Annotated in this window: 23 protein-coding genes and 1 riboswitch; of the genes, 7 read left to right on the top strand and 16 right to left on the bottom strand. The window is 38.1% G+C overall.

What is annotated here, in order from left to right:
* Positions 1 to 41: 41 nt before the first annotated feature.
* The 6 genes from B4Z47_RS00885 to ubiE form a co-directional block, all read right to left on the bottom strand.
* Positions 42 to 1,280, bottom strand: a complete 1,239-nt coding sequence (locus tag B4Z47_RS00885; RefSeq protein WP_115050723.1) for a voltage-gated chloride channel family protein — start codon at positions 1,278 to 1,280, stop codon at positions 42 to 44.
* Between the two features lie 36 nt (positions 1,281 to 1,316).
* Positions 1,317 to 1,379, bottom strand: a riboswitch (Fluoride riboswitch).
* Between the two features lie 6 nt (positions 1,380 to 1,385).
* Positions 1,386 to 1,760 (bottom strand): DUF423 domain-containing protein, encoded by a 375-nt coding sequence (locus tag B4Z47_RS00880; RefSeq protein ID WP_115050725.1) that lies wholly within the window; start codon positions 1,758 to 1,760, stop codon positions 1,386 to 1,388.
* An 11-nt stretch (positions 1,761 to 1,771) separates the two neighbouring features.
* A complete protein-coding gene (locus tag B4Z47_RS00875; RefSeq protein ID WP_236560229.1) occupies positions 1,772 to 2,275 on the bottom strand; it encodes a GNAT family N-acetyltransferase in 504 nt (167 codons plus the stop codon).
* Between the two features lie 36 nt (positions 2,276 to 2,311).
* Entirely contained in the window at positions 2,312 to 2,761 is a 450-nt protein-coding gene (locus tag B4Z47_RS00870; protein ID WP_070565629.1) for a GatB/YqeY domain-containing protein, read from the bottom strand.
* A 10-nt stretch (positions 2,762 to 2,771) separates the two neighbouring features.
* Positions 2,772 to 3,533 carry an SDR family oxidoreductase gene (locus tag B4Z47_RS00865; protein WP_115050727.1) on the bottom strand — a complete coding sequence of 254 codons (762 nt, stop codon included), beginning with the start codon at positions 3,531 to 3,533 and terminating at the stop codon, positions 2,772 to 2,774.
* A gap of 66 nt (positions 3,534 to 3,599) precedes the next feature.
* A complete protein-coding gene (gene ubiE / locus B4Z47_RS00860; protein WP_112376154.1) occupies positions 3,600 to 4,340 on the bottom strand; it encodes a bifunctional demethylmenaquinone methyltransferase/2-methoxy-6-polyprenyl-1,4-benzoquinol methylase UbiE in 741 nt (246 codons plus the stop codon).
* 384 nt (positions 4,341 to 4,724) lie between these two features.
* Here ubiE and dnaB point away from each other — a divergent pair, with 384 nt between their 5' ends.
* From dnaB to B4Z47_RS00845, 3 genes are all read left to right on the top strand, one after another.
* Positions 4,725 to 6,335, top strand: coding sequence for a replicative DNA helicase (dnaB, locus tag B4Z47_RS00855; protein ID WP_370445164.1), 1,611 nt, complete (start codon positions 4,725 to 4,727; stop codon positions 6,333 to 6,335).
* A gap of 413 nt (positions 6,336 to 6,748) precedes the next feature.
* A complete protein-coding gene (gene rlmH, locus B4Z47_RS00850; RefSeq protein ID WP_070565601.1) occupies positions 6,749 to 7,222 on the top strand; it encodes a 23S rRNA (pseudouridine(1915)-N(3))-methyltransferase RlmH in 474 nt (157 codons plus the stop codon).
* 26 nt (positions 7,223 to 7,248) lie between these two features.
* Complete coding sequence (locus B4Z47_RS00845) at positions 7,249 to 7,395, top strand: hypothetical protein (protein ID WP_172462499.1); 147 nt, start codon at positions 7,249 to 7,251, stop codon at positions 7,393 to 7,395.
* 432 nt (positions 7,396 to 7,827) lie between these two features.
* Here the strand turns inward: B4Z47_RS00845 and B4Z47_RS00840 are convergent, their stop codons facing one another.
* The 4 genes from B4Z47_RS00840 to B4Z47_RS00825 form a co-directional block, all read right to left on the bottom strand.
* The gene (locus B4Z47_RS00840) at positions 7,828 to 9,081 is read right to left on the bottom strand and encodes a PQQ-dependent sugar dehydrogenase (protein ID WP_115050729.1); all 1,254 of its coding nucleotides are present in this window, start codon (positions 9,079 to 9,081) and stop codon (positions 7,828 to 7,830) included.
* A gap of 154 nt (positions 9,082 to 9,235) precedes the next feature.
* The gene (locus B4Z47_RS00835; RefSeq protein WP_115050731.1) at positions 9,236 to 9,481 is read right to left on the bottom strand and encodes a hypothetical protein; all 246 of its coding nucleotides are present in this window, start codon (positions 9,479 to 9,481) and stop codon (positions 9,236 to 9,238) included.
* A 71-nt stretch (positions 9,482 to 9,552) separates the two neighbouring features.
* Entirely contained in the window at positions 9,553 to 10,377 is an 825-nt protein-coding gene (gene murI, locus B4Z47_RS00830; RefSeq protein ID WP_070565597.1) for a glutamate racemase, read from the bottom strand.
* A 53-nt stretch (positions 10,378 to 10,430) separates the two neighbouring features.
* The gene (locus tag B4Z47_RS00825; RefSeq protein WP_070565595.1) at positions 10,431 to 11,846 is read right to left on the bottom strand and encodes a glycoside hydrolase family 125 protein; all 1,416 of its coding nucleotides are present in this window, start codon (positions 11,844 to 11,846) and stop codon (positions 10,431 to 10,433) included.
* Positions 11,847 to 12,041: 195 nt separating this feature from the next.
* On the opposite strand from B4Z47_RS00825, the gene B4Z47_RS00820 reads away from it, so the two are divergent.
* Together B4Z47_RS00820 and aroQ are read left to right on the top strand one after the other, a co-directional pair.
* Positions 12,042 to 13,715, top strand: a complete 1,674-nt coding sequence (locus B4Z47_RS00820) for a gliding motility protein RemB (RefSeq protein ID WP_236560228.1) — start codon at positions 12,042 to 12,044, stop codon at positions 13,713 to 13,715.
* 266 nt (positions 13,716 to 13,981) lie between these two features.
* Positions 13,982 to 14,401 (top strand): type II 3-dehydroquinate dehydratase, encoded by a 420-nt coding sequence (gene aroQ, locus B4Z47_RS00815; protein ID WP_070565703.1) that lies wholly within the window; start codon positions 13,982 to 13,984, stop codon positions 14,399 to 14,401.
* Between the two features lie 89 nt (positions 14,402 to 14,490).
* On the opposite strand, the gene B4Z47_RS00810 is transcribed toward aroQ, so the two are convergent.
* From B4Z47_RS00810 to B4Z47_RS00790, 5 genes are read right to left on the bottom strand one after another with little or no spacing between them, the layout of a single operon-like run.
* Complete coding sequence (locus B4Z47_RS00810; protein ID WP_070565590.1) at positions 14,491 to 15,465, bottom strand: bifunctional riboflavin kinase/FAD synthetase; 975 nt, start codon at positions 15,463 to 15,465, stop codon at positions 14,491 to 14,493.
* A 55-nt stretch (positions 15,466 to 15,520) separates the two neighbouring features.
* A complete protein-coding gene (truB, locus tag B4Z47_RS00805; protein ID WP_286726573.1) occupies positions 15,521 to 16,243 on the bottom strand; it encodes a tRNA pseudouridine(55) synthase TruB in 723 nt (240 codons plus the stop codon).
* A 9-nt stretch (positions 16,244 to 16,252) separates the two neighbouring features.
* Positions 16,253 to 17,047, bottom strand: coding sequence for an undecaprenyl-diphosphate phosphatase (locus B4Z47_RS00800; RefSeq protein WP_070565586.1), 795 nt, complete (start codon positions 17,045 to 17,047; stop codon positions 16,253 to 16,255).
* Positions 17,048 to 17,069: 22 nt separating this feature from the next.
* Positions 17,070 to 17,309: a DUF3098 domain-containing protein gene (locus tag B4Z47_RS00795; RefSeq protein WP_046674488.1), complete on the bottom strand. Its 240-nt coding sequence runs from the start codon at positions 17,307 to 17,309 to the stop codon at positions 17,070 to 17,072.
* A gap of 2 nt (positions 17,310 to 17,311) precedes the next feature.
* On the bottom strand, positions 17,312 to 18,190 hold the full coding sequence (locus B4Z47_RS00790; RefSeq protein ID WP_115050733.1) for a cell division protein FtsX: 879 nt from the start codon (positions 18,188 to 18,190) through the stop codon (positions 17,312 to 17,314).
* A 217-nt stretch (positions 18,191 to 18,407) separates the two neighbouring features.
* On the opposite strand from B4Z47_RS00790, the gene leuS reads away from it, so the two are divergent.
* Positions 18,408 to 21,191, top strand: coding sequence for a leucine--tRNA ligase (gene leuS, locus B4Z47_RS00785; protein ID WP_286726571.1), 2,784 nt, complete (start codon positions 18,408 to 18,410; stop codon positions 21,189 to 21,191).
* A 53-nt stretch (positions 21,192 to 21,244) separates the two neighbouring features.
* Here the strand turns inward: leuS and B4Z47_RS00780 are convergent, their stop codons facing one another.
* The gene (locus B4Z47_RS00780) at positions 21,245 to 21,526 is read right to left on the bottom strand and encodes a GNAT family N-acetyltransferase (protein ID WP_070565582.1); all 282 of its coding nucleotides are present in this window, start codon (positions 21,524 to 21,526) and stop codon (positions 21,245 to 21,247) included.
* Between the two features lie 404 nt (positions 21,527 to 21,930).
* Here B4Z47_RS00780 and B4Z47_RS00775 point away from each other — a divergent pair, with 404 nt between their 5' ends.
* Positions 21,931 to 22,356: a cold-shock protein gene (locus B4Z47_RS00775; protein WP_070565580.1), complete on the top strand. Its 426-nt coding sequence runs from the start codon at positions 21,931 to 21,933 to the stop codon at positions 22,354 to 22,356.
* The last annotated feature ends 81 nt before the right edge of the window (positions 22,357 to 22,437 follow it).

Here is a 22,437-nt window from a genome sequence, read left to right as displayed (position 1 = left end):
CACAAGGAGATAGACAAAGAAGCTGAAAGCGTATTGCTTGTTTATAAATTGAGTCTGCGGTATAATTTTTCCTTTAAACCGCCTTTTTGTGCAATATAAATTCCTTTTTTTCCGGAAAATAAAAAAGCGACTATACACGCTATCGCTATAAATAAGATAGGTTGAATCCCAAATAATTCATAACCCATTACAATACAGGCGAGCGGGGTGTTTGTAGCGCCTGAAAATACGGCTACAAAGCCCATGGCAGCCAGCAGGCTGATGGGAAGTGGAATAACGGTGCTTAATGCACTCCCCAAGGTTGCCCCAATAAAAAATAGCGGGGTGACTTCTCCGCCTTTAAATCCGGCAGAAAGGGTAAAAGTCGTTAAAAGCAATTTAATGATAAAGTCATAATAATTCGACTGATCGACAAATGCATTCTGAATCATTGGTATGCCAAGTCCAATATAGCTGTTGCTGTGAAATAACGTAATGATAAGTACCAAAATAATACCGCCAATCGCCGGTCTAAGCAGAGGATATTTAATTCGTTTGAATTGAAGGCTAAAGAAATCGCTGGCAAATGTAAAAAGCCATGCTGTAACGCCAAATAGAATGCCTGCGGCAAGGCTAAATCCAATATTGGTTAAGGACAGCATTGGAATAACATCATGAAGTGGATAATGGGTGTGTGGAATATTCCATAATTGACAGCTGAAGTTTGCAAAAAAGGCGGTAAATAAACAGGGCAGGATACCGAAATATCTTTTTTTGCCAATCAATAGTACTTCCAGGCCGAATATCGTTCCGGCGAGCGGGGTGCCAAACACAGCGGCGAATCCTGCAGTGATGCCGATCGAAATTAAGATGCGACGTTCAGTTTTATCGAAGTCAAACCAGCGATTAAGCTGATCGGAAACTGCTCCACCGATCTGTACAGCAGTTCCTTCACGGCCTGCCGAACCCCCAAACAGATGTGTAAGTAAAGTTCCGAATAAGACAAGCGGCGCCATGATAAGCGGAATGCGGCGTTGGGGACGAAGGTATTCTTCAATCAGCAGGTTATTTCCTTTGCTTGATGGATCGCCCCAATACTTATAGGACAACGCTATGGCAAATCCCGCTAGGGGAAGTCCATAAATTATCCAAGGATGAGCCTCCCGGTACTGCGTTACCCAATTGAGGGAAAAGAGAAAAAACGCACAAATAGATCCGACAATGAAACCTATCGCACTACAGGAGATAAGCCATTTAAGAAAAAAATGAAGATTGCTTTGATTTGAATGTGTTATAGCCATAAGTCTACACTTTATATAAAATTGTTGTTTTATACTAAAATAGTAGACGTCATCAGCTTATCAGGGCGGTTCAGGGCAGACATCATTGCCATATTTATTTCAAATCTACAAAAAACGAACGATAACAGCAACCCAGCCTGCGATCATAAGCAATCCGCCGAGCGGGGTAATTGGGCCAAGAAACTTTAGATTCTTTTTCCAGTATTCAGCAAACGATAGAAAATATATACTTACAGAGAATAAAATAGTTCCTAGTGTGATCAGATAAAATGCCACTCGTTCAGACTGAAGCTCAAACCGAAAATTGAATCCTAGAATCAATAGGGTTAGTGCAGCATACATTTGATATCGCACGCCGACCTCAAAGGATTCCAGTTTTTCAGCGGATAGGATTTTTTTGAACGCATGGGCTCCAAATGCACCTAGGATAATAGCGAAGCCGCCAAATAGAGCGGCCGTGATGATGACAACGTTTTGCATGCCTGAATTTACTAAATTGTGGGTTTAATCATATCAATATGAAGGATTCCGTAATCAGGGTAGGGCTCGGAGATTTGTTTAAACCCTAATTTTTCATAAAAGGATTTTAAATGAAATTGTGCGCCTATTTGTATCTCGCCTTCACCAAATTCTTTATAGAGAGATTCGATGGAATGAATCATTAATTGTTGACTCAAACCGGTTCCGCGAGCTTGCTCAGCGACAATGACCCGACCGATGGAAGCCTGCGGATAGGAGAGACCAGGGGGAACTAATCTCGTGTATGCAATGATATCATCATTGTGTTCCGCCCAAAGATGGAGACAAGCAAAGTCCTTATCGTCCAATTCAGGATATAAGCATTCTTGTTCCAAAACAAAAACTTCCATTCGAAGCTTTAAGATACGATACAGTTCTTTATTGTTGAGTTCATCAAACTTCTTGAGGTTCCACTGAAAATCCATCATTAAAATAAAAAAAAGAGTCAAATTAAATCGATATATCAGGGAAGACATACCCGATTTAATTTGACTCGAGTGATTTGAAAACTTTTATGCGAGAAGACTTTTAACGACTTCAGAGATTGTTTTGCCATCAGCTTGTCCTGCAAGCTTTTGATTTGTTGCACCCATTACTTTACCCATATCTTTAATGGAAGAAGCTCCTGTTTCTACGATAATTGCTTTGACAATGGTTTCAACTTCTTCTTTGCTTAACTGTTTGGGTAGGTAAGCCTCGATTACTTTTTCTTCCTCAACTTCAATTTCATACAGATCTTCACGGTTTTGCGTCTTATAAATTTCAGCAGATTCGCGACGTTGTTTGACAAGTTTTTGTAACACTTTAATCTCCGCCTCCTGGCTAAGATCTTCTGCATGACCTTTTTCTGTTTTCGCTAAGAGGATAGCTGCTTTAATCGCACGTAAACCACGTAATTTTGCCGTGTCTTTTGCGATCATTGCCGCTTTAATGTCTTGATTTATTTGTATTTCTAATGACATGATATTTAAATTATTTTCGATTGACAAGTGTGCCTGTAGCCTGCGCTGTAGGCATGATTAAGAGATCGTTTATATTGACGTGTGCAGGTCTGGTAATGACGAAAAGAATCGTTTCGGCAATATCTTTACCTGTTAGAGGTTGTACACCATTGTAAACATTTTTAGCTCTTTCTCGATCTCCATGAAAACGAACTTCCGAAAACTCAGTCTCTACCATTCCGGGGTCAATAGAGGTTACCTTAACGCCTTGCGTTAGCAAATCAATACGCATCGCTTTAGTCAACGCGTCGACAGCATGTTTGGTGGCACAGTACACATTTCCATTCGGATACACCTCTTTCCCTGCAATAGATCCTAAATTAACAATATGAGCGCCGTTGTCGGTATCCATAAGGGGTATCACAGCTTTACTTACATACAATAAGCCTTTGATATTGGTATCAATCATTCTGTCCCAATCGCCGATATCACCATCTTGAATAGGATCTAATCCCTGGCTCAACCCAGCATTGTTGATGAGAACATTTATTTTTTTCCATTCGGGGGGCAAACCTTCAATTTGGTTTGCAACTTGCTCAGCATCTCGGACATCGAGCTCAAATATATGGATCTGAATAGTCGGGTAGGCCGCAAGTAGTGTATCTCTTAATGTTTCTAAACGGTTTAACCTGCGCGCGCAAAGTAAAAGATTATACCCCTCTTTCGCTAAAACTTCGGCACAAGCCTGACCGATGCCGGAACTTGCTCCTGTAATAAAAACTGTTTTAGTCATATATTGTAACTAGTTGGTATTTAAAATTTAATCAGATTTTCCCTAAAAAACAGTGCCTCGGTCACCCTATTTTGTAGCAATATAGATGGTACAGATGCCAAACGTCTGTGGTCTAACAATAGTTTCATTAAAACCAGCTTTTTTGTTTATGGCCACGAACTTTTGGCCGTCCGGAAATTGAGCAACGGATTCCGGTAAATATTCATATGCACTGGAATCTTTTGAAAAGAATTTTCCAATGGTTGGTGTGATAAACTTGAAATAAAAATTATACAATTGTTTAATGGGGAACTTTTTCGGATTAGAAAATTCTAAAATAACAGCTTTCCCACCAGGCTTTAATACGCGGTATATATCCGATAAGCCCTTTTCCAGATTTTCAAAATTGCGGACACCAAATGCTACAGTAACTGCGTCGAAGGTATTATCTTCGAATTGAAGCCGCTCAGAATCTCCTAACTGAACTTCAAATTGATTCGCTAATCCCTTGCTTGCAATCTTTTTCTTGGCGACTTCAAGCATGCCTTGGGAGATATCGACACCAATAATCTTTTTTGGATTCAAGATTTTAATTGATTCCAGTGCAAAATCACCAGTTCCTGTCGCTACATCCAACATCAGTTGCGGTTTTATGGACTTTAAGGAATTGATGGCTTTTTTACGCCATATAATGTCAATACCCAAAGACATGAAATGGTTCAAAAAATCATAGGAATGCGAGATATTGTCAAACATATCTGCTACCTGTTTCTTCTTCCCATCGTTGGTGTCTTTGTAGGGCTTTAGTGTTGAGGAATCGTGCGTCATTTTACAAAGATACAATATATGAATATTTTTCGGTGCTAAAAAAGGGATTTGTTTTCATATCAAAGTCAGTTTATTTTGATGGTAGTGGAGGATATTGATTTGTTTTTGACCATTTTGCTTATTCACAATAGTTTAAGTTATTAACATTTTTTAAAGTATTGATTTTGAGTGGTAAATTTTTATTTTCAACATCTTTTCAACAGTAGGTGTTGAAAACTAATCCTGTAAATCTGTGTCCATCAAAGCTTTTTGGGGGTTCGGATCTGATCGTCGAATTTCCCTGTTTGTAAATCCTCATGGTGGTGAATTTTATTTTTTATACATTTGTTATCCTATCTAAAATTTATAAGGATAGCAAAGCTATATTTCTGATATAATATCATGATGAACGACAGTAATTTTGAAGCGAATAACACGGATAATAACAAACGGGGTAATTATGGCGAACGTCGTACCAAATTAAATAATTTGGTGAGCGGTTTGGGTAAACTTCCGCCGCAGGCAGTGGACCTTGAAGAAGCTGTCCTGGGTGCTTTGATGCTGGAGAAAAATGCACTGAGTGAAATTATTGATATTCTAAAACCAGAATCGTTTTACAAAGAATCGCATCAAAAGATCTTTGAAGCAATTTTTGGCCTTTTTCAAAAGACTTCTCCAATTGATATATTGACAGTTACCTCGGAACTTCGACGGATGGGGGCTCTTGAAATGGTCGGCGGTGCCTACTATATTACGCAATTGACAGACCGCGTGGTTTCTGCAGCTAATATTGAGTATCATGCCCGTATTATTTCTCAAAAATATATTCAGCGTGAGCTTATTAAGGTTTCTACCGAAATTATCAATAGTTCATATGATGAAACATCAGATATCTTCGATCTTTTGGATCATGCCGAAAAAAGCTTGTTTGATATCGCGCAAAATAACTTGCGACGAGATTCAAGAAAGATGGATGATATCATGCGTGAGGCGATTTCTAATCTTGAAATGCTGCGGGATCGCACAGATGGTCTGACAGGTGTGCCTTCGGGTTTAACAGCCTTGGATCGTATGACTTCAGGTTGGCAGCCTTCTGATCTTGTTATTATTGCAGCACGTCCAGCGATGGGAAAAACTGCATTTGTACTTTCTGTCGCGCGTAATGCCGCTGTGGAACACGGTAAAGCAGTCGCCGTATTCTCGCTGGAGATGTCATCTGTTCAGCTCGTCAATCGTCTAATCGCTGGTGAAACCGAAATTGAGCAAGAGAAATTGAAAAAAGGAAATCTTGCTGATCATGAATGGCAACAATTACATTCGAGAATTGGTCGATTAACTGATGCACCTATTATTATTGATGATACGCCGGCGTTGAACGTGTTCGAATTTAGAGCAAAATGTAGGCGTCTAAAAGCACAATACGATATCCAAATGGTGATCGTCGATTACTTGCAGTTAATGCACGGTAAAGCAGACGGTAAAGGCGGGGGTAACCGGGAACAAGAGATTGGTAGTATTTCGCGCGCGTTGAAGTCTGTAGCTAAGGAATTAAATATCCCCGTGCTTGCATTGTCGCAATTGAGCCGTGCAGTAGAGTCAAGACCGGGCAATAGTAAGCGTCCTATGTTGTCCGATTTACGGGAGTCTGGTTCTATTGAACAGGATGCTGATATGGTTCTTTTCTTATATCGACCTGAATATTATGGTTTGACAGAAGATGAAGAGGGACGTCCTACTGCCGGTGTCGGTGAAGTTATTATTGCAAAACACCGTAATGGTGAGACCGGAATTGTTCCACTTCGCTTTGTGGGTAAATTTGTGAAGTTTGTGGATTTAGAAGATGAGTTTTCGGGTATGGGTGGTGGAGATGGATTCGGTGATGCGCCGGCTACATTTTCTGCTTCGGCCTTGAATCCGTCGCCAAACTTTGCAGATGATTTTAGTGCTGGAGGTTTTAGTGGAGGTATTACTATGCCCTCCCGAATGAACGATATGCCTGATGATGCGCCATTTTAGTGGTTAATTTTACATAAGTATTCCTAAATAACAGAAAAAAACCGAATGATTTAAATTCGGTTTTTTCGTTTACCGCGTCCGGCTTGTTTTCGCTAGTAAAACAAGGTTATTATCCATTTTCAACGTGATGTATTAAGGGTGTACGCAAAAATAAATGTTTTAAAACTAAATGAACAAATGGGGTTAATGTTTTTTTGTCGTTTTGATTGTTTTTATTTTAAATAAAATCGGAACTTTGTGCGCCTTTGGGTTTATTAGAATGGTAGCTTTTAGACTTAGTATAACAGGTCTTAGACAAAAGTTGGTGAACAGTTTTTCGACAATGACAGGAAGCTAATGGATATTCATTATTTTGGATCGAGCAAGTTTGCTTTTATTTGGCTATTGATGGCAAAAACAAATAATATATTTCGATGAAAATAACATTACTTTGTATAGGTAAGACGGATGACAAATACCTAATTGAAGGTATTGAAAAGTACATTAAGCGATTAAAGTTTTATGTGAACTTCAGTATTGTCGTTATTCCCGATATCAAGAATGTCAAGAATCTTTCTGCTGAACAGCAAAAAGATAAAGAGGCTTTGCTGATTTTGAAACAGCTACAACCACAAGATCTAGTAGTTCTGCTAGACGAACATGGAAAAGAATTTCGATCCTTGGAGTTTTCAGCTTATTTGGAAAAAATGATGGTACAAAGTGTTCAGCATTTGGTATTTATTATAGGAGGCCCCTATGGGTTTGACCAAAAGATTTACGATCGGGCAAAATCAAAAATCGCTTTATCGAAGATGACGTTTTCGCACCAAATGATTCGTTTGTTTTTTACAGAGCAGCTTTATCGTGCTTTTTCCATCATGAAGGGGGAGCCTTATCATCACGAATAATATGGAAAAAAGTCCGTAACTTCATCATGAATAAAAACAAGCTTATGAATTTGCCCAACAAACGAGATTATCACTATAAAAGTGACGAAGGAGAGAAAAATAGCCAATTGAATAAATACATTATGATTGCTTGTATTATTATCGTGATCTTATTGGCCTATTTTTTCGCATAGCTTAATGTCTTTCCATACGGATTTAGTAAAAGAAATAAATCTCTTACTTAATATCCGTATGGAGGATATCAGCAGATGATTTTAATAAATTTTAATTGAATTGTTTAAGCAAGAACGCTTAATTTTTGGGAGAAGATTGGCAGGTTTTGCGCGTTCTTTTTGGGGCGGTGTTGTTTACGAATCCCCAGTTGGTCATATAGAATGACAAGGGATTAATTTCTAATAATTTTTTCATTTTTTCTTTTTTTACCATATAATAATTTATTGATTCGCTAATAGATGATCAATAATCGAGCCAAACTATGATATTTGTCATGTTCGAAAAGAAATATAGAAAATAAGGTCAATAAAAGTAGTTGAAAGTGTGTTTTTGAGGGCCAAGTCAAAATAAAACGCAGCCCATTTGAGAGGGGCTGCGTCGAATCAAGGAATTTATTTTTTATCAATTTTATATAATTTTCCGATATCTGTGATAGCGTACAGCGCGCCATCTTTTCCCTGCGTGATATCTCTAAATCGTTGTCCTTCACTACCTAGTAGACGCTCTTCTCCAACCACCTTGTTATCCTTCAGTATAATTCTGGCAATGTGCATGCTGCTCAAACCGCAAATAAAGAGATTATTCTTCCATTCTGGAATATTCTGTCCGGTATAGAATGTAATTCCACTAGGAGAGAGGACCGGATCCCAATAATAGACAGGTTGTTCCAGACCGTCTTTTTGTTGTATACCCGCACCAACTTTATCGCCTTTATATTCTATACCATATGTAATCGTTGGCCATCCATAATTCTTACCAGCTTCAATTCTGTTCAGCTCGTCGCCGCCCCGTGGACCAAATTCGGTTTCCCAAAGATCGCCGGTTTCCGGATTTAAGGCAAGCCCTTGAGGATTGCGGTGTCCATAACTGTAAATTTCCGGACGGACATTTGGCTTGCCTATAGATGGATTTCCTGGAGCAGGCTGTCCCTCAGTGGTGATGCGTAAGATCTTGCCCAATGCTGCATTCAGATCTTGTGCCAATGGTCTTGTAACCAAATCAGATCTTTCACCCGTACTCAAAATAATATTTCCTTCTTTATCAAAGATAATACGACCACCATAATGCAGATTCCCTTTATGAGCCGGAGTAGCTTGATAGATCACCTTAGCACTTTCTATCGATTTCTCGTCTGCAGACAGTTTTCCTTTTGCAACAGCCGTCAACGTCCCAGCAGCGGTATTATCAGAGAAAACCCAATAAATCATACGGTTTGATTCGAATTTTGGATCAAGACGTAACCCCAGAAGTCCACCTTGCCCACTGCTATTGACTTGAGGTAAACCTTTTATTGGGTCACTTAATTTACCGTCCGCCGTTGCAATGCGAAAATTCCCCTCTTTTTCTGAGATTAATAATCGGCCATCAGGCAGCGCAGTTATGCCCCACGGAGATTTTAATCCCTCAGCAATTACTTTACCTTCGAACGGCGTGCTTGTCTTTGCACCCTGAATTCTCGTTTGTCCGGCAAATGCTGGTTTATAACTTGTGTTTGCCTTCTGTGTTTCTACCGGAGGGTAACTTGTTGTATCAGTTGCAGTATTTGAACTGCTATCCGAACTCGAATTTGAATTCGCATGGTTGGAATTACATGCGGTTAATCCTAAAGATACTGTTAAGAGGCTTATTGTCAGTTTGGTTTTCATTATCTGTGACTTGTTTTTTGGTCTGATTATCTGCTTGAAGATATTAAAAATTAATGAAATATTATTTTACAGAATGTAATAATATAAATATATAACTCTATTAATGAGAAAGGGAGGATGCTAGCCAGCCAATAGATTTTAAATATTAAAAGAGTTATTTTTCCGCCAGGCAGTGTTTTACGATTCGGTGGAGTTCAGTTTCCTTGTTTACATAATAATCACTTATATCTAGAATCGTATTTGTGTTTAAATTGTAGATACACACCGGTACATAGTTAGGCTGGGCAGATGTCTCGAAAGTTTTAAAATAATCTGCACTTTCCTGAATACTTGAAAATCCTTTGGATTCACAATGTTGTGTATCCTGATTGTAAGCAATGGTTATAAAGTTCTTTTTCATTGTACTAGCCTTTTTATCAACATAACGAAGACCAGGAAGTAAAAGTTTTAAAAATCATTGCCTTTTATTTGTTAAACACTAATGTGGCTTGCGGCTATTGGCTTTCCAAAAAATATTTTTGCTTTACTTTCAAAGTCTCTTGGATCATCTGTCGTATAGAAGGCCAATTGTCCATTTTGGGAACAAATAGTTTCAATCTCCTGATGACGATGGAGATAGTCCCTTAAGCTGTTTGCAACAATTGGACCCTGAGAAATGATATTGATATTGCTTGGTGTATATTTTTTGATTACGGGCAGCAATAATGGATAGTGGGTACAGGCAAGCACAATAGCGTCGATCTGATCGGACTGTTGTAAAAGTTCCCGTATATCTTTTTCTACAAAGTAATGAGCGCCTTCTGTATTGATTTCGTTATTTTCTACTAAAGGGACCCAAAAAGGACAGTCATGTTGAAAAACTTCTATTTCTGGATTAAATTTATGTATTTCTATTTTATAGGATTCAGATTTTACCGTTCCCGTAGTAGCTAAAATCCCGATCTTATTAGTTTTCGTAAAATTGTGTACAATTTCGGTAGTGGGTCTGATGACGCCGAGGACTCTCTTTCCCGGCGGTAGATCATGTTGTTGTATGGTTCTTAATGCTTTTGCTGAAGCTGTATTACATGCCAGAATAACAAGGTTACAGCCTAGATCAAAAAGTTTAAAAACACATTGTTTGGTATAGTTATAAACGGTTTCAAAAGACCGTGTACCATAAGGGACCCGAGCATTGTCCCCTAAATAGATATAATCGTACTGAGGTAAAAGATGTTGAATTTCCTTAAATACGGAGAGTCCTCCGTAACCGGAATCAAAAATGCCAATCGGACCTGGTTTTGATAAATTATCCATAACACAATGTTATAAGTTCTTCCACTTATAACATTGTGTTACAAGTTTCAGCTTTATTGAAGCAAAGATGGTTTCTCTTTGTATATTTTCCAAATTAATTCGCCAAATAATGTATTTGTCCAAGCAAACCAATGTCTTGTGAATTTTTTAGGATCGTTTTTATGAAAAGACTCATGCATAAATCCAGTTCCGCCATGCGTATTGACCAGCGTTTTGATGCAATTGCGAATCTCGTCATCATTTGTCGAAGTTTGCGCTCGCATAATAATGGACATCGGCCAGATCATATCTCTTCCTATGTGAGGTCCGCCAATGCCTTCTGCTGCTGTTCCCTTAAAAAAGAATGGATTTTTATCAGACAAAACAAAGTTACGTGTACGTTGATAAACTTCGTTATTTAGATCGACAGCCCCTAAATAAGGTAGAGCCAATAAACTCGGAATATTTGCATCATCCATCATAAGATGGCTCGAAAAACCGTCTACTTCAAAGGCATATATCCGGCCTAGCGTCGGATGGTCGATGATACCATATGTATTGACTGCTGTTTCGACCTCATTCGCAAGAGCTTCCATTTTGACAGCTAGTTCATGTTCATTTTTAACCTTTTTCAAAATTTCGGCAGATTGTCTAAGGCTAACGATCGCAAATAAATTGGATGGAATAAGAAAGGAGAAAATGGTAGAATCGTCTGACGGTCGAAAACTGGAGCAGATCAAACCAACTGGATTTACAGGATATCCGTAGCCATCTACTTGTAATGTATCGGAGCCTCTGGAGGTTGTACGTTCAAATTTGTATGGGCCTAGACTATCTTTACGCTGTTGCTCAACAAAAGTCTGATATATTTTATGTTGCGCTTCTAACCATTCTTCATTAAACGGGCTATTGTCATTCGTTTCTTTCCAATAATGATAAGCTAATCGAATTGGATAACACAATGAATCGATTTCCCATTTTCGTTCATGGATTCCAGGTTTCATATTTGTGTGATCACTGAACCATTCGCCTTTTTTGGTCGGATCGTTATAAAATGCATTGGCATAGGGATCAATGTTGATGCATTTACTCTGCTTTTGGATTAAGCCAACAATAAGATCCTGTAGTTTTTTGTCCTTTTTCATAAAAGGAAGGTATGGCCATACCTGTGCACTGCTGTCACGCAACCACATGGCATCAATATCCCCTGTAATTACATAGGTATAATTTCTTCCGTTTTGAACATAGGGAAATACGGTAGTATCTAAGGTATTAGGAAAGCAGTTGTTAAATAACCAAGCCAGTTCCTTATTTTTAACATTTTTCTGAAATTCTACAATTGCATCTTCGATGACCTTGCTCGAGAAAAGTCTTTTCTCTTTACTTGTTCGTACAGTGGGAAAAGAATGTTCTTGAGCAAATGAAAATTTGCTTGTAAGTGCACCCGCGGTTAACAGGCTTGCGTTTTGGATAAATGTTCTGCGTTTCATGCTTGCTAGGACTGATTTTTATGTTATAAGGTTATTTACTAAAATGCAAGATATAAATATTTTTGAATAAAAGGAATAGCAAATACGATTTAGCATTATAAAATTGACTGAACATAGGAATAAAGTCATTTTTATTCGGTTAATTTGCGTTTAGGAATGCATTTTGCTAGAAAAAATAATCTTTGAAATAATTTTATGAGGCTTAATATAACAAAAAATAATAATTTACTCCGAATTGTGCTGGCAAGCATGGGGGTAGGTATTTCCTTCGGCGGTTTTGCCCAGATCAAGAGTCAGCCTTATTCGTATCATTTTTATCAAAAAATGAACGATGCGGTTTATTCTACTGAGACGAGAATGCACACTGCTGCTAAACCATTCGTCATCAAAGACTCTTTATTGTTAGCCAAGTTTGATTCAATCCAATCCAATAAGCCTGTTTCTTCGTCCAATTGGTTTATGCGTAAGATTTTTAATGAACATCTGGTGCAGGTTGAGAAAGAAGATTATACATTCTATGCTGATTTTTTACCGGATCTTTATATTGGAAAGGATATGTTAGGCGACAAGCGTCGGACATGGATGAATATCAGAGGATTTCAGGTGGGATTGAACGTGGGTAATAAATTTACATTCAATACTTCCGCATTTGAAAGTCAGGCGGTATTTCCCAAATATTTGGATGACTATATCGTAGCCAATAAAGTTGTGCCGGGGCAGGCGAACTCAAAATTTAAGTCCAACAATAAAATGGATTGGATGTATGCGACAGCAAGTATGACCTATGACGCGCATAAGTATATTCAGGCAACTTTGGCTTACGACAAAAACTTCATTGGGGATGGATATAGATCCATGCTTCTCTCTGATTTTTCATCGAATTATGCGCATCTGAAATTAACAGGGACGATAGGGAATGTTCAATATACTTCGATTTGGGCCTATATGAATGATCCGACGCATCCGAGACAGGATTTAACAGGTACATATCCGATGGAGGGTGAACCGAACAAGCGTTTGGGCGATGGTAAAAAATGGGGGGCTTTCCAATATCTGGACTGGAATGTGACCAATAAATTATCAATTGGCTTTTTCCAATCTGTTGTTTGGGCTGCGCAAGACGATGCAGGTAAAAGAGGTTTTGATTTCAGTTATATTAGTCCTATTATCTTTATCCGACCTGTTGAAAATAATAATCGTACTTCGCCAGACAAAATGTTTTTGGGGTTAACTTCCAAATATAAACTACCCTATAATTTGACGGCATATGGTCAGTTCTTATTGGGGGAGTTTACCGCGAAAGAGTTTTTTGCCGGGAATGGATATGCGCATAACAAATGGGGAGCACAACTTGGTGTTAGGGGATATGATATGTTTGGTGTGAAAAACCTGAACTTTTTAGCCGAGTATAATACAGCCAGACCATATACTTACGCACACTTTAAGTCGTATTCAAACTATAGTAACAATGCCGAGCCATTGGCTCATCCGAAAGGGGCAAACTTTAGAGAGCTTGTTGGCCTTGTGAATTATGCATGGGATAGATGGGACTTTTCGTTACAGGGTATGTTTACCCAAAATGGACTTGATCTGCCTGATGGAAGTAATATGGGCGGTAACATCTTCCAATCCTATAATACAATACCAAATCTATATGGAAATCATATTGCCCAAGGAATAAAGAATAATATCTATTATGCGGATGCTAAGGCTGCCTATGTGCTTAATCCCAAGTATAACCTCCGTTTAGAACTTGGTTATACCCAACGTTACGCAAAAGCACAATATGAAACACCTGTAGTCAATAAATCTGGCGTAGTGTCATTTGGACTTCGTTCAAGTTTCCGGGCAATTTATAATGATTTATAGAAATTTTTATAAACCGATCTATAATTAAAATAAACTATATTGATTTGGCGAAAAATGCTGTAAAACCAATATAGTTTATTTTTAAATTTAGTTTTAGCACAAATTGACAATTTGGGGAGACGCTTGGATACAATTAGAATAAATATCCGATCGTGGACGATCCCTTCTTATGATGTGTTAGGGCTTAAAAACGATTTGCTTAAACAGAAAATGGCATGGGTTCGCTTAGTTAGCTAATGGACCAGCACAAAACTAATGTTATTCCAATGAAAAAAATCCTCGTACTGAATGGCCCAAATTTAAATTTGTTGGGTGTAAGGGAGAAATCAATTTATGGTAGCCAGGACTTCCTGAGCTATTTTGAAGAACTAAAACAACAATTTGAAACAGTGGAATTAGCCTATTTTCAAAGCAATTCTGAAGGAGGATTAATCGATAAGATACACGAAGTCGGTTTTGAATTTGATGGAATTGTGTTGAATGCCGGAGCGTATACTCACACTTCAGTTGCGATTGGGGATGCAATCGCAGCAATCACAACACCTGTTATTGAAGTTCACATAAGCAATGTCCATCAAAGAGAGGAATTTCGTCATCATTCGTTCCTCGCAAAGAATTGTAGAGGGGTGATATGTGGTTTTGGCCTGGATAGCTACAGATTGGGTATAGAGGCGTTTATTAAATAATATCTTCTTTTGCAAGGAAGAGAAAAAATAGCTATAAAACAAAAAAGCGGGAATTCCCGCTTTTTTGTTTTATAGCTAACAGACTTGTTCTAACCAATAAGACTTCTGATTTCGACTTCGTCTGCTTTGATCTGAGCTTTCATTTCTTCAAGTGAGTCAAATCGTTCATCGTGTCGGATAAAATGAAGGAACTTTACGCGGAGTGTCTTGCCATAAATATCCTGATCGAAATCGAATAGGCTGATTTCAATAGCCCGATTCATGCCATCGACAGTGGGCCTGGTTCCTATATAGCCCATGCCTTTCGCGATGGATACTGGACTTTCCTCTTTATACTCTCCCGTAGTGATGTTTTGGATATGATTATAGATGTATACCTCAACAGCATAAATACCATAGGCTGGTATTAGTTTATGAGGTTCGTGAACCTGAAGGTTGGCTGTTGGAAATCCGATGGTACGACCAATTTGGTCGCCTCTAATCACCGTTCCCGTTAATTCAAAAGGATAACCTAAATAGAGATTAGCCGTTCTTATATCGCCTTTTATAAGCGCTTCACGTACGCGCGTGGAGGACACTGCAATATCATTGATGTCTTGCTCCGGAATTTCGTCAACGCTATAGTCAAATATAGATGCAAACTGCTCCAAATCGCCCATCGAACCCTTTCGATCTTTGCCAAAATGGTGATCATAGCCTATCACAATCTTTTTTGTGCCCAATTTGCCAACAAGAACATTGCTAATATATTCTTCCGGAGTCTGATTGGAAAAATCACGGGAAAAAGGAATGATAATTAAGTGGTCAATTCCCACTTTGCTTAATTGACTGACCTTTTCTTCGATATCGTTGATCAGGCGTAAACTATCATCGTCTGGATTGATAATCAATCGTGGATGTGGAAAAAAAGTAAGCAAAATTGTCTCACCATTAATTTTATGAGCTGCTTCCTTTAGGTGAGCCAATATTTTTTGATGGCCAATATGAACTCCATCGAAAGTACCGATGGTTACAACTGCATTTTCAACTGGTGAGAAATCATCTAAACTTCTGTAGATTTTCATTTATAGGAGTTTTTGCAAAAATAAGATAAAGAATCAATAAAATGGGACGGTAAAGTTATTTAATGATTTCTTTATGACGTTTTATTTCAGCGATAAGTTGTTCAAGGTTCCAAGCATTTTCTACGCGATAATCTCCACTTTTGGTGCGTCGCAAGGAACTCAGATGTGATCCACTCTGTAAGAATTTTCCAAAATCGTAGGCCAACGATCTGATGTAAGTTCCTTTTGAACAGGATATACGAAAATATACGTTGGGGAGCTCGATTCTTTCAATGATAAAGCTATTGATACGTACCTGGCGGGACTTTATTTCAACCTCCTCGCCACGACGGGCCTTTTCATAGACACGTTCGCCATTAATTTTTATGGCTGAATGGGCAGGGGGAAATTGCTGAATATCGCCTTCAAAGGATTTTGCTGCTTCGAAGATCATGTCCTCCGTGATGTGATCGATTGAAAAGGTTTGGTCAATTTCTGTTTCCAGATCGTAAGAAGGCGTCGTCGCTCCTAAGGTGATCGAACCCGTGTATTCTTTGTCCTCAGCTTGGTAGCTGTCTATTTTTTTTGTTAGTTTTCCAGTGCATACAATGAGTAGCCCCGTTGCCAGTGGATCTAAAGTCCCTGCATGACCGACTTTTAATTTTAATGGCTTGATTGAGTTTCTAACTTTACCAACAACGTCAAAACTTGTCCATGTTAAAGGTTTATCGATCAACAACATTTCTCCTTCAGCAAAGTTGAACTTTGCTGAGTTTTCACTAAACTCTATATTTTCCATCCAAAGATTTTAGATAATTTGTAAACTATGACCCGAAAGTAGGAGGGCAAGAATAATTACACCAACGATGATTCGGTACCAACCAAATGCTTTAAAACCATATTTGGTTAAAAAGCCGATAAAAGACTTAATGGCGACGATTGCAACAACGAAACCAATTAGATTTCCGATAATAAGCAAATTAAGTTCTTCTCCCGTGAAGGTGTTACCTTCTTTAAAGAACTTTAAAAGCTTTACGGCAGAAGCGCCAAACATCATAGGCAAAGCAAGGAAAAAGGAGAATTCCGCAGCAGCTTTACGTGTTAGTTTCTCGGCCATACCACCAATAATTGTGCTTGCAGATCTTGAGGTACCCGGAATTAATGCAAGACATTGGTATACCCCGATCATAAAAGCTTGTTTGTAGGAAACCTTGTCCGAATCTTCAACAGTTGGTTTGTTGAACCACTTGTCAACAAAAAGTAAAACGAGACCGCCGACGACCAACATCACGGCGACCATTAATGGACTCTCCAGTAATGCATCAATATAATCGTTGAATAACAAGCCCAACACAGAGGCGGGGATAGCTGCAATGATCAATTTGTAGTAAAATGATAGTGTTTTAAAGAAACGCTTGTAGTATAACACCAATACGGATAATATCGTTCCTAACTGGATGACAATTGTAAATAATTTGACAAAAGCCGATGGTTGAATACCCATTAGGGCAGTAGCAATGATCATATGACCTGTCGAAGACACAGGCAAAAACTCCGTTAATCCTTCAATGATAGCAAGGATGATAGCTTCAATAATAGACATCTGTTTGAGGTAAGATTACGCTTTAATTTGATTTGTTTTTGGGACGATATAGGATTGCCGCGAATCCGATCGCAAATCCAAGAACAACAACAATAGGGGCCAAGGTGATCTTGGTAAAGCTATAAATGTCAGTTTCACCAGACATCAATGTAAAGCCAATGACTACAATAGCTAAGCTCGCTATAAACAGTTGGTAATTTACTTTGGAGAATACAAATGAACCTTTATTGACTGATTCAGTAGATTTCTTTATTTGAGCCATTTTTATCTGTATAAATCGTTAGATTGTGCCTTTAAATATTTTGTTACTGCGAAATAGGTGCTAAGTCCCGAAATGAGAATTCCAATCAGGATTACGCCTAAAAAGATCACTGCAAATTCAAACCAGTTGCGTAAAAAAACCAGTTCCGGTATTTGCTGTTGTGCAAATTTCAGCGTTAGAATGAGCAGTAAAATCGCGATCAAAGATCCCAATAAACCATGAATGATGCCATATGTTATAAATGGTTTACGAATAAAGTTTTTAGTCGCCCCAATCAATTGCATACTTTTAATTAAGAAACGCTGCGAATAGATCGCAAGACGTATCGTATTATTGATTAAAGCTACGGCGATAATCAGTAAGATAACCGCAAAAGCAAGAACAATCATTCCGATGATGCGTACGTTTTTGTTGACCATGTCAATTAATGACTCTTGGTATACAACTTCTTTAATTTTATTGTTTTTGGAAATCTTTTCAATAAAAGTTTTAATGCTATCTGTATTGGCATAATTCTCTTTCATGTAAACATCTAAAGAAGGCAATAGTGGGTTATGCCCCAGATATTGTACGAAATCTTCACCAAGATCTTCTTTCAAGTTTTTTGCAGCCAATTCTTTACTGATATATTCGGTGCGAAGTACGTAAGGATCTTTTTCAAGGTCTTTTTGTAGTGAAAGGACATCACCTTCACTTGTGCCATCATTTACGATGACATTTAAGACGATATTTTCCTTAACGTATTTCGAAAGATTTTTAGCGTGCACCAAGAGTAACCCTAACATACCTGTTACCAGCAACACGAGAGCGATACTGATAACCGTAGATACATATACAGATTTTGTTTTTATTTTTTGGGTGCTTAATTCGTATTCTGACATAATAAGCAAAAATTTATTTGCGAAAGTAACTATTTGAGTGGAAGATTTCGAATTAATCTTGTAATTACTTTGATAAAATCTATTCGAACGCTGTTTTCTTCCTATGTTTAATTAACTTTTCAATACTATAATTTATTGTTCAAACTACAAAACTTTTATCACATTTTAGTATTAAAATCGTAATTTCGCAAGTCATAAAAATTCCTTACGAATAAAAATGGAGTATAATCACAAATCATTAGAGAAAAAGTGGCAAAAATTTTGGGCGGATCATCAAACGTATAAAACGTCCGATACGCATCAAAAGCCAAAATACTATGTATTGGATATGTTTCCTTATCCTTCCGGAGCGGGGCTGCACGTTGGTCACCCGCTGGGATATATTGCTTCGGACATCTTTTCAAGATATAAACGTTTGAAAGGTTTCAATGTATTGCATCCGATGGGATATGATTCTTTTGGACTTCCTGCAGAGCAATATGCCATTCAAACTGGTCAGCATCCTGCTGTTACGACTGAGGTAAATATCAATCGTTATCGTGAGCAAATGGATAACATTGGGTTCTCTTATGACTGGAGTAGAGAAGTACGTACTTCTGATCCGTCATACTACAAATGGACACAGTGGATTTTTATGAGATTGTTTGATTCTTGGTATAATAAAGAGTCAGATAAAGCTGAACCGATCGAAACATTAATCGCTAGGTTTGTTGCAAGTGGCTCTGCTGGCATTTTAGCAGTTTCCGATGAAGATGTCTTGGAATTCAGCGCTGATGAATGGAAATCTTTTGACGAAGAAAAACAACAACGGGAATTGTTGAAATATCGGATTGCTTATTTGCGTGAAAGTACAGTAAACTGGTGTGCCGCTTTAGGTACAGTGTTAGCGAACGACGAGGTAATCAACGGTGTCTCTGAACGTGGCGGTTATCCTGTGGAGCAAAAGAAGATGATGCAGTGGTCTATGCGTATTACGGCCTATGCGGATCGTTTGTTGAAAGGTTTAGATACAATTGATTGGCCAGAGCCTTTGGTTGAAATGCAACGGAACTGGATCGGGAAATCTGTAGGTGCCTCCGTGAAATTTCCCGTGCCACAATTAAATACAAACATAGAGGTATTCACTACACGTGTAGATACCCTATTTGGCGTTTCGTTTATCGTATTGGCTCCAGAGCATGAATTGGTGGCTGCATTGACTACTCCTGAGCAGCAAGCTGAAGTGGATGCCTATATCGAGAAAACGGCGAAAAAATCTGAATTGGATCGTATGGCCGATACGAAAACAGTTTCTGGTGCTTTTACAGGTTCTTATGCTAAACATCCTGTTTCAGGACAAGATGTACAAATTTGGATTGCAGATTATGTACTTGCCGGTTATGGTACAGGTGCTGTAATGGCTGTTCCGAGTGGCGATCAACGTGACTATGTGTTTGCTAAACATTTTGCTCTTCATATTATTCCTATTTCGGATACCCAACATATTGAAGAAGAAGCTGATCCTAATAAAGACGGGAAATATATCAATTCCGATTTTATCAATGGTATGACTTACCAAGAGGCGGTCCCTGCGTTGATTGCTAAATTGGAAGAATTAAAATTAGGTAAAGCAAAAATAAACTTCCGTATGCGTGACGCTATTTTTGGTCGTCAGCGCTATTGGGGAGAACCCGTTCCTGTCTACTTTAAAAATGGATTACCTTATTTAATTAAAGAAGAAGAATTACCGCTCTTATTGCCCGAGGTTGATAAATATTTACCGACAGAATCAGGAGAACCTCCTTTAGGAAGGGCAAAAGATTGGAAATATGAAGATCAATATGAGTATGAATTGAGTACGATGCCAGGATGGGCGGGCTCTTCATGGTATTGGTTTAGATATATGGATCCAAAAAATGAAGGTAATTTTGCGTCTAAAGAAGCAGTGGATTATTGGAAAGCCGTAGATTTATACATCGGTGGCTCTGAGCATGCTACTGGACACTTGTTATATTCGCGTTTTTGGAACAAGTTTTTGAAAGATTTGGGCTATCAAAATGAGGAAGAGCCATTCCGCAAATTGATTAATCAGGGCATGATTCAAGGGCGCTCTAATTTTGTGTATCGCGTGTTGGATGAAGAGGGTAGAGGTACAAATCGATTTGTATCCTATGGGTTGAGAAACGAATATAAAACAATTCCATTACATGTCGATGTAAATATAGTCTATAATGATCAGTTGGATTTGGAAAAATTCAAAGCTTTCAGACCTGACTTTGCCAACGCCGAATTTGTGTTGGAAAATGGTAAGTATATCTGCGGCAGCGAAGTGGAGAAAATGTCAAAATCCAAATTCAATGTGGTCAATCCGGACGATATTATCGAATCCTATGGAGCAGATACATTACGACTATATGAAATGTTTTTGGGGCCTTTGGAGCAAGCTAAGCCTTGGAATACAAATGGGATTGAAGGGGTTTATAAGTTTTTACGTAAAGTATGGCGACTGTTCCACGATGCTGAGGGTAGTTTCACTGTTTCCGATGAAGATCCATCCAAAGCAGAGTTTAAAGCCTTACATAAAATTATCAAAAAGGTGGAAGACGATATTGAGCGTTTTTCATTCAATACTTCAGTTTCAGCCTTTATGATCTGTGTCAATGAATTGACCGAGTTGAAATGCAATAAAAGACAAATATTGGAACAGCTTGTCATTATTCTTCAGCCTTATGCACCACATATTACGGAAGAGTTGTGGGCGCTGTTGGGTAATGAAGCTGGTACACTATCTTACGCTTCATATCCTGTATTTAAACCAGAATATTTAGTTGAATCGGAATTTGCTTATCCGGTGTCTTTCAATGGTAAGATGAAATTTAATCTGTCATTGGCACTTGATTTAGATCAAAAAGCAGTAGAAGATACGATTAAAGCCCATGCTGATGTACAACGGCATTTAGATGGGAAGGCGATCAAAAAGATTATTTTTGTCAAAGGAAAAATAATCAATATCGTCATTTAATCCACTCAATACAGTATAAAAAGCCGTTTTATCAATAGGATAAAACGGCTTTTTTATGCCAATACATCTTGAAAAGCTATTGTTTTATCGAAGATAGCTTTCGCATAGGGACAATTTGGGATAATTTTGGCGTCATTCTTTCGGGCGTAGTCAACAGCCTCCAGTACCAATTTTTTTCCCACGCTCATTCCCTGATACTCGTCGTAGACTTCTGTATGATCAATGGAAAACTCATGATCGTTTTGCCAGGTATACTCTAAAATTCCGGCTTCATTATTTTCAACTTCTGCAATAAAATTGCCTCTTTCGTCCCTTTCGATGTTTCTTATTTCCATAGTTTTTTTTAAAAGTAACGTCTAAATGATCTTTTTTGTTTTATGGAATTTCTCAATTTTAGGATTGCAATCGGGTTTATCTATTTGCGAAAGGATGCGAGAGTATAGGCTCTTATTCACAATTGAAGGTTAAACTCACCGCTAGTCAAACTATCGTTTGCTCTAGGGGCGTTCACAAAAACATACGCATAAAACTATTACCTATAGATCGAGCTTAAAATCAATAACGATGAACTCACGCTAAGTTGATATCAGCATGAATACAAACGCTTAATAGACATTTTCTGAGGAATTTTTCTTATCTTTGTAAATATCTCCTTAGTATACCTCGCATTTTTATCTTTTCAATGAAGCTCTAAAGGTCCGTAACCTCTTCGGGAACATTTTATTTTAATCCATATTGAATGAGCAAAAGCCAAATTACATTTAACAAAAAAGAACGAGAAAAAAAGAAGCTACTTAAAAAGCAACAAAAAAATGAGAAAAAAGAATTCAACAAAACAAACAATGACAAGGGAAAGTCATTAGAAGAATTGTTTGCCTATGTTGATGAATACGGAAATATCTCAGACAAACCGCCGGTAAAATTGAAAGAAGGTGAAACTCCGACATATAACGCTTCTCCTCAAGAAGACTATTCTTTTGGAAAGGTTGTTCATTATAATACCGAGTCCAATTACGGTTTTATTAGGGACAACGAAACGCAGCAATCAATATATTTCAATGATCGTCTCGTCGGTCAGAAATTAAACCTCAACCAAAAGGTGAAGTTTAAATTCAAAAGTGCAAAACAAGGTGCGCAAGTAACCGAGGTTTTGATTGAATATTAGCACGAAAGAAAACACTTGGCATGTCAGGTGTTGATCATAAGCTCCTTTGTTTGATATCATCGTGGTTGGCGTCAAACAAAG

The organism is Sphingobacterium sp. UBA2610, from assembly GCF_002339225.1.
Classification (GTDB): domain Bacteria; phylum Bacteroidota; class Bacteroidia; order Sphingobacteriales; family Sphingobacteriaceae; genus Sphingobacterium; species Sphingobacterium multivorum.
Note: the sequence above shows the minus strand (reverse complement) of the source record. Positions and strands in the feature narration are given on the sequence as shown.

Coding starts and splice junctions, on each gene's coding strand:
- B4Z47_RS00780 (WP_070565582.1), bottom strand. CDS start 21,526: ATGGAAATAAGAAACATCGAAAGGGACGAAAGAGGCAATTTTATTGCA.
- B4Z47_RS00775 (WP_070565580.1), top strand. CDS start 21,931: ATGAGCAAAAGCCAAATTACATTTAACAAAAAAGAACGAGAAAAAAAG.
- B4Z47_RS00825 (WP_070565595.1), bottom strand. CDS start 11,846: ATGAAACGCAGAACATTTATCCAAAACGCAAGCCTGTTAACCGCGGGT.
- rlmH (WP_070565601.1), top strand. CDS start 6,749: ATGAAAATAACATTACTTTGTATAGGTAAGACGGATGACAAATACCTA.
- B4Z47_RS00880 (WP_115050725.1), bottom strand. CDS start 1,760: ATGCAAAACGTTGTCATCATCACGGCCGCTCTATTTGGCGGCTTCGCT.
- B4Z47_RS00795 (WP_046674488.1), bottom strand. CDS start 17,309: ATGGCTCAAATAAAGAAATCTACTGAATCAGTCAATAAAGGTTCATTT.
- aroQ (WP_070565703.1), top strand. CDS start 13,982: ATGAAAAAAATCCTCGTACTGAATGGCCCAAATTTAAATTTGTTGGGT.
- B4Z47_RS00865 (WP_115050727.1), bottom strand. CDS start 3,533: ATGACTAAAACAGTTTTTATTACAGGAGCAAGTTCCGGCATCGGTCAG.
- B4Z47_RS00875 (WP_236560229.1), bottom strand. CDS start 2,275: ATGTCTTCCCTGATATATCGATTTAATTTGACTCTTTTTTTTATTTTA.
- B4Z47_RS00810 (WP_070565590.1), bottom strand. CDS start 15,465: ATGAAAATCTACAGAAGTTTAGATGATTTCTCACCAGTTGAAAATGCA.
- B4Z47_RS00820 (WP_236560228.1), top strand. CDS start 12,042: ATGAGGCTTAATATAACAAAAAATAATAATTTACTCCGAATTGTGCTG.
- ubiE (WP_112376154.1), bottom strand. CDS start 4,340: ATGACGCACGATTCCTCAACACTAAAGCCCTACAAAGACACCAACGAT.
- truB (WP_286726573.1), bottom strand. CDS start 16,243: ATGGAAAATATAGAGTTTAGTGAAAACTCAGCAAAGTTCAACTTTGCT.
- B4Z47_RS00870 (WP_070565629.1), bottom strand. CDS start 2,761: ATGTCATTAGAAATACAAATAAATCAAGACATTAAAGCGGCAATGATC.
- B4Z47_RS00885 (WP_115050723.1), bottom strand. CDS start 1,280: ATGGCTATAACACATTCAAATCAAAGCAATCTTCATTTTTTTCTTAAA.
- B4Z47_RS00790 (WP_115050733.1), bottom strand. CDS start 18,190: ATGTCAGAATACGAATTAAGCACCCAAAAAATAAAAACAAAATCTGTA.
- B4Z47_RS00845 (WP_172462499.1), top strand. CDS start 7,249: ATGAATAAAAACAAGCTTATGAATTTGCCCAACAAACGAGATTATCAC.
- B4Z47_RS00840 (WP_115050729.1), bottom strand. CDS start 9,081: ATGAAAACCAAACTGACAATAAGCCTCTTAACAGTATCTTTAGGATTA.
- leuS (WP_286726571.1), top strand. CDS start 18,408: ATGGAGTATAATCACAAATCATTAGAGAAAAAGTGGCAAAAATTTTGG.
- murI (WP_070565597.1), bottom strand. CDS start 10,377: ATGGATAATTTATCAAAACCAGGTCCGATTGGCATTTTTGATTCCGGT.
- B4Z47_RS00835 (WP_115050731.1), bottom strand. CDS start 9,481: ATGAAAAAGAACTTTATAACCATTGCTTACAATCAGGATACACAACAT.
- dnaB (WP_370445164.1), top strand. CDS start 4,725: ATGAACGACAGTAATTTTGAAGCGAATAACACGGATAATAACAAACGG.
- B4Z47_RS00800 (WP_070565586.1), bottom strand. CDS start 17,047: ATGTCTATTATTGAAGCTATCATCCTTGCTATCATTGAAGGATTAACG.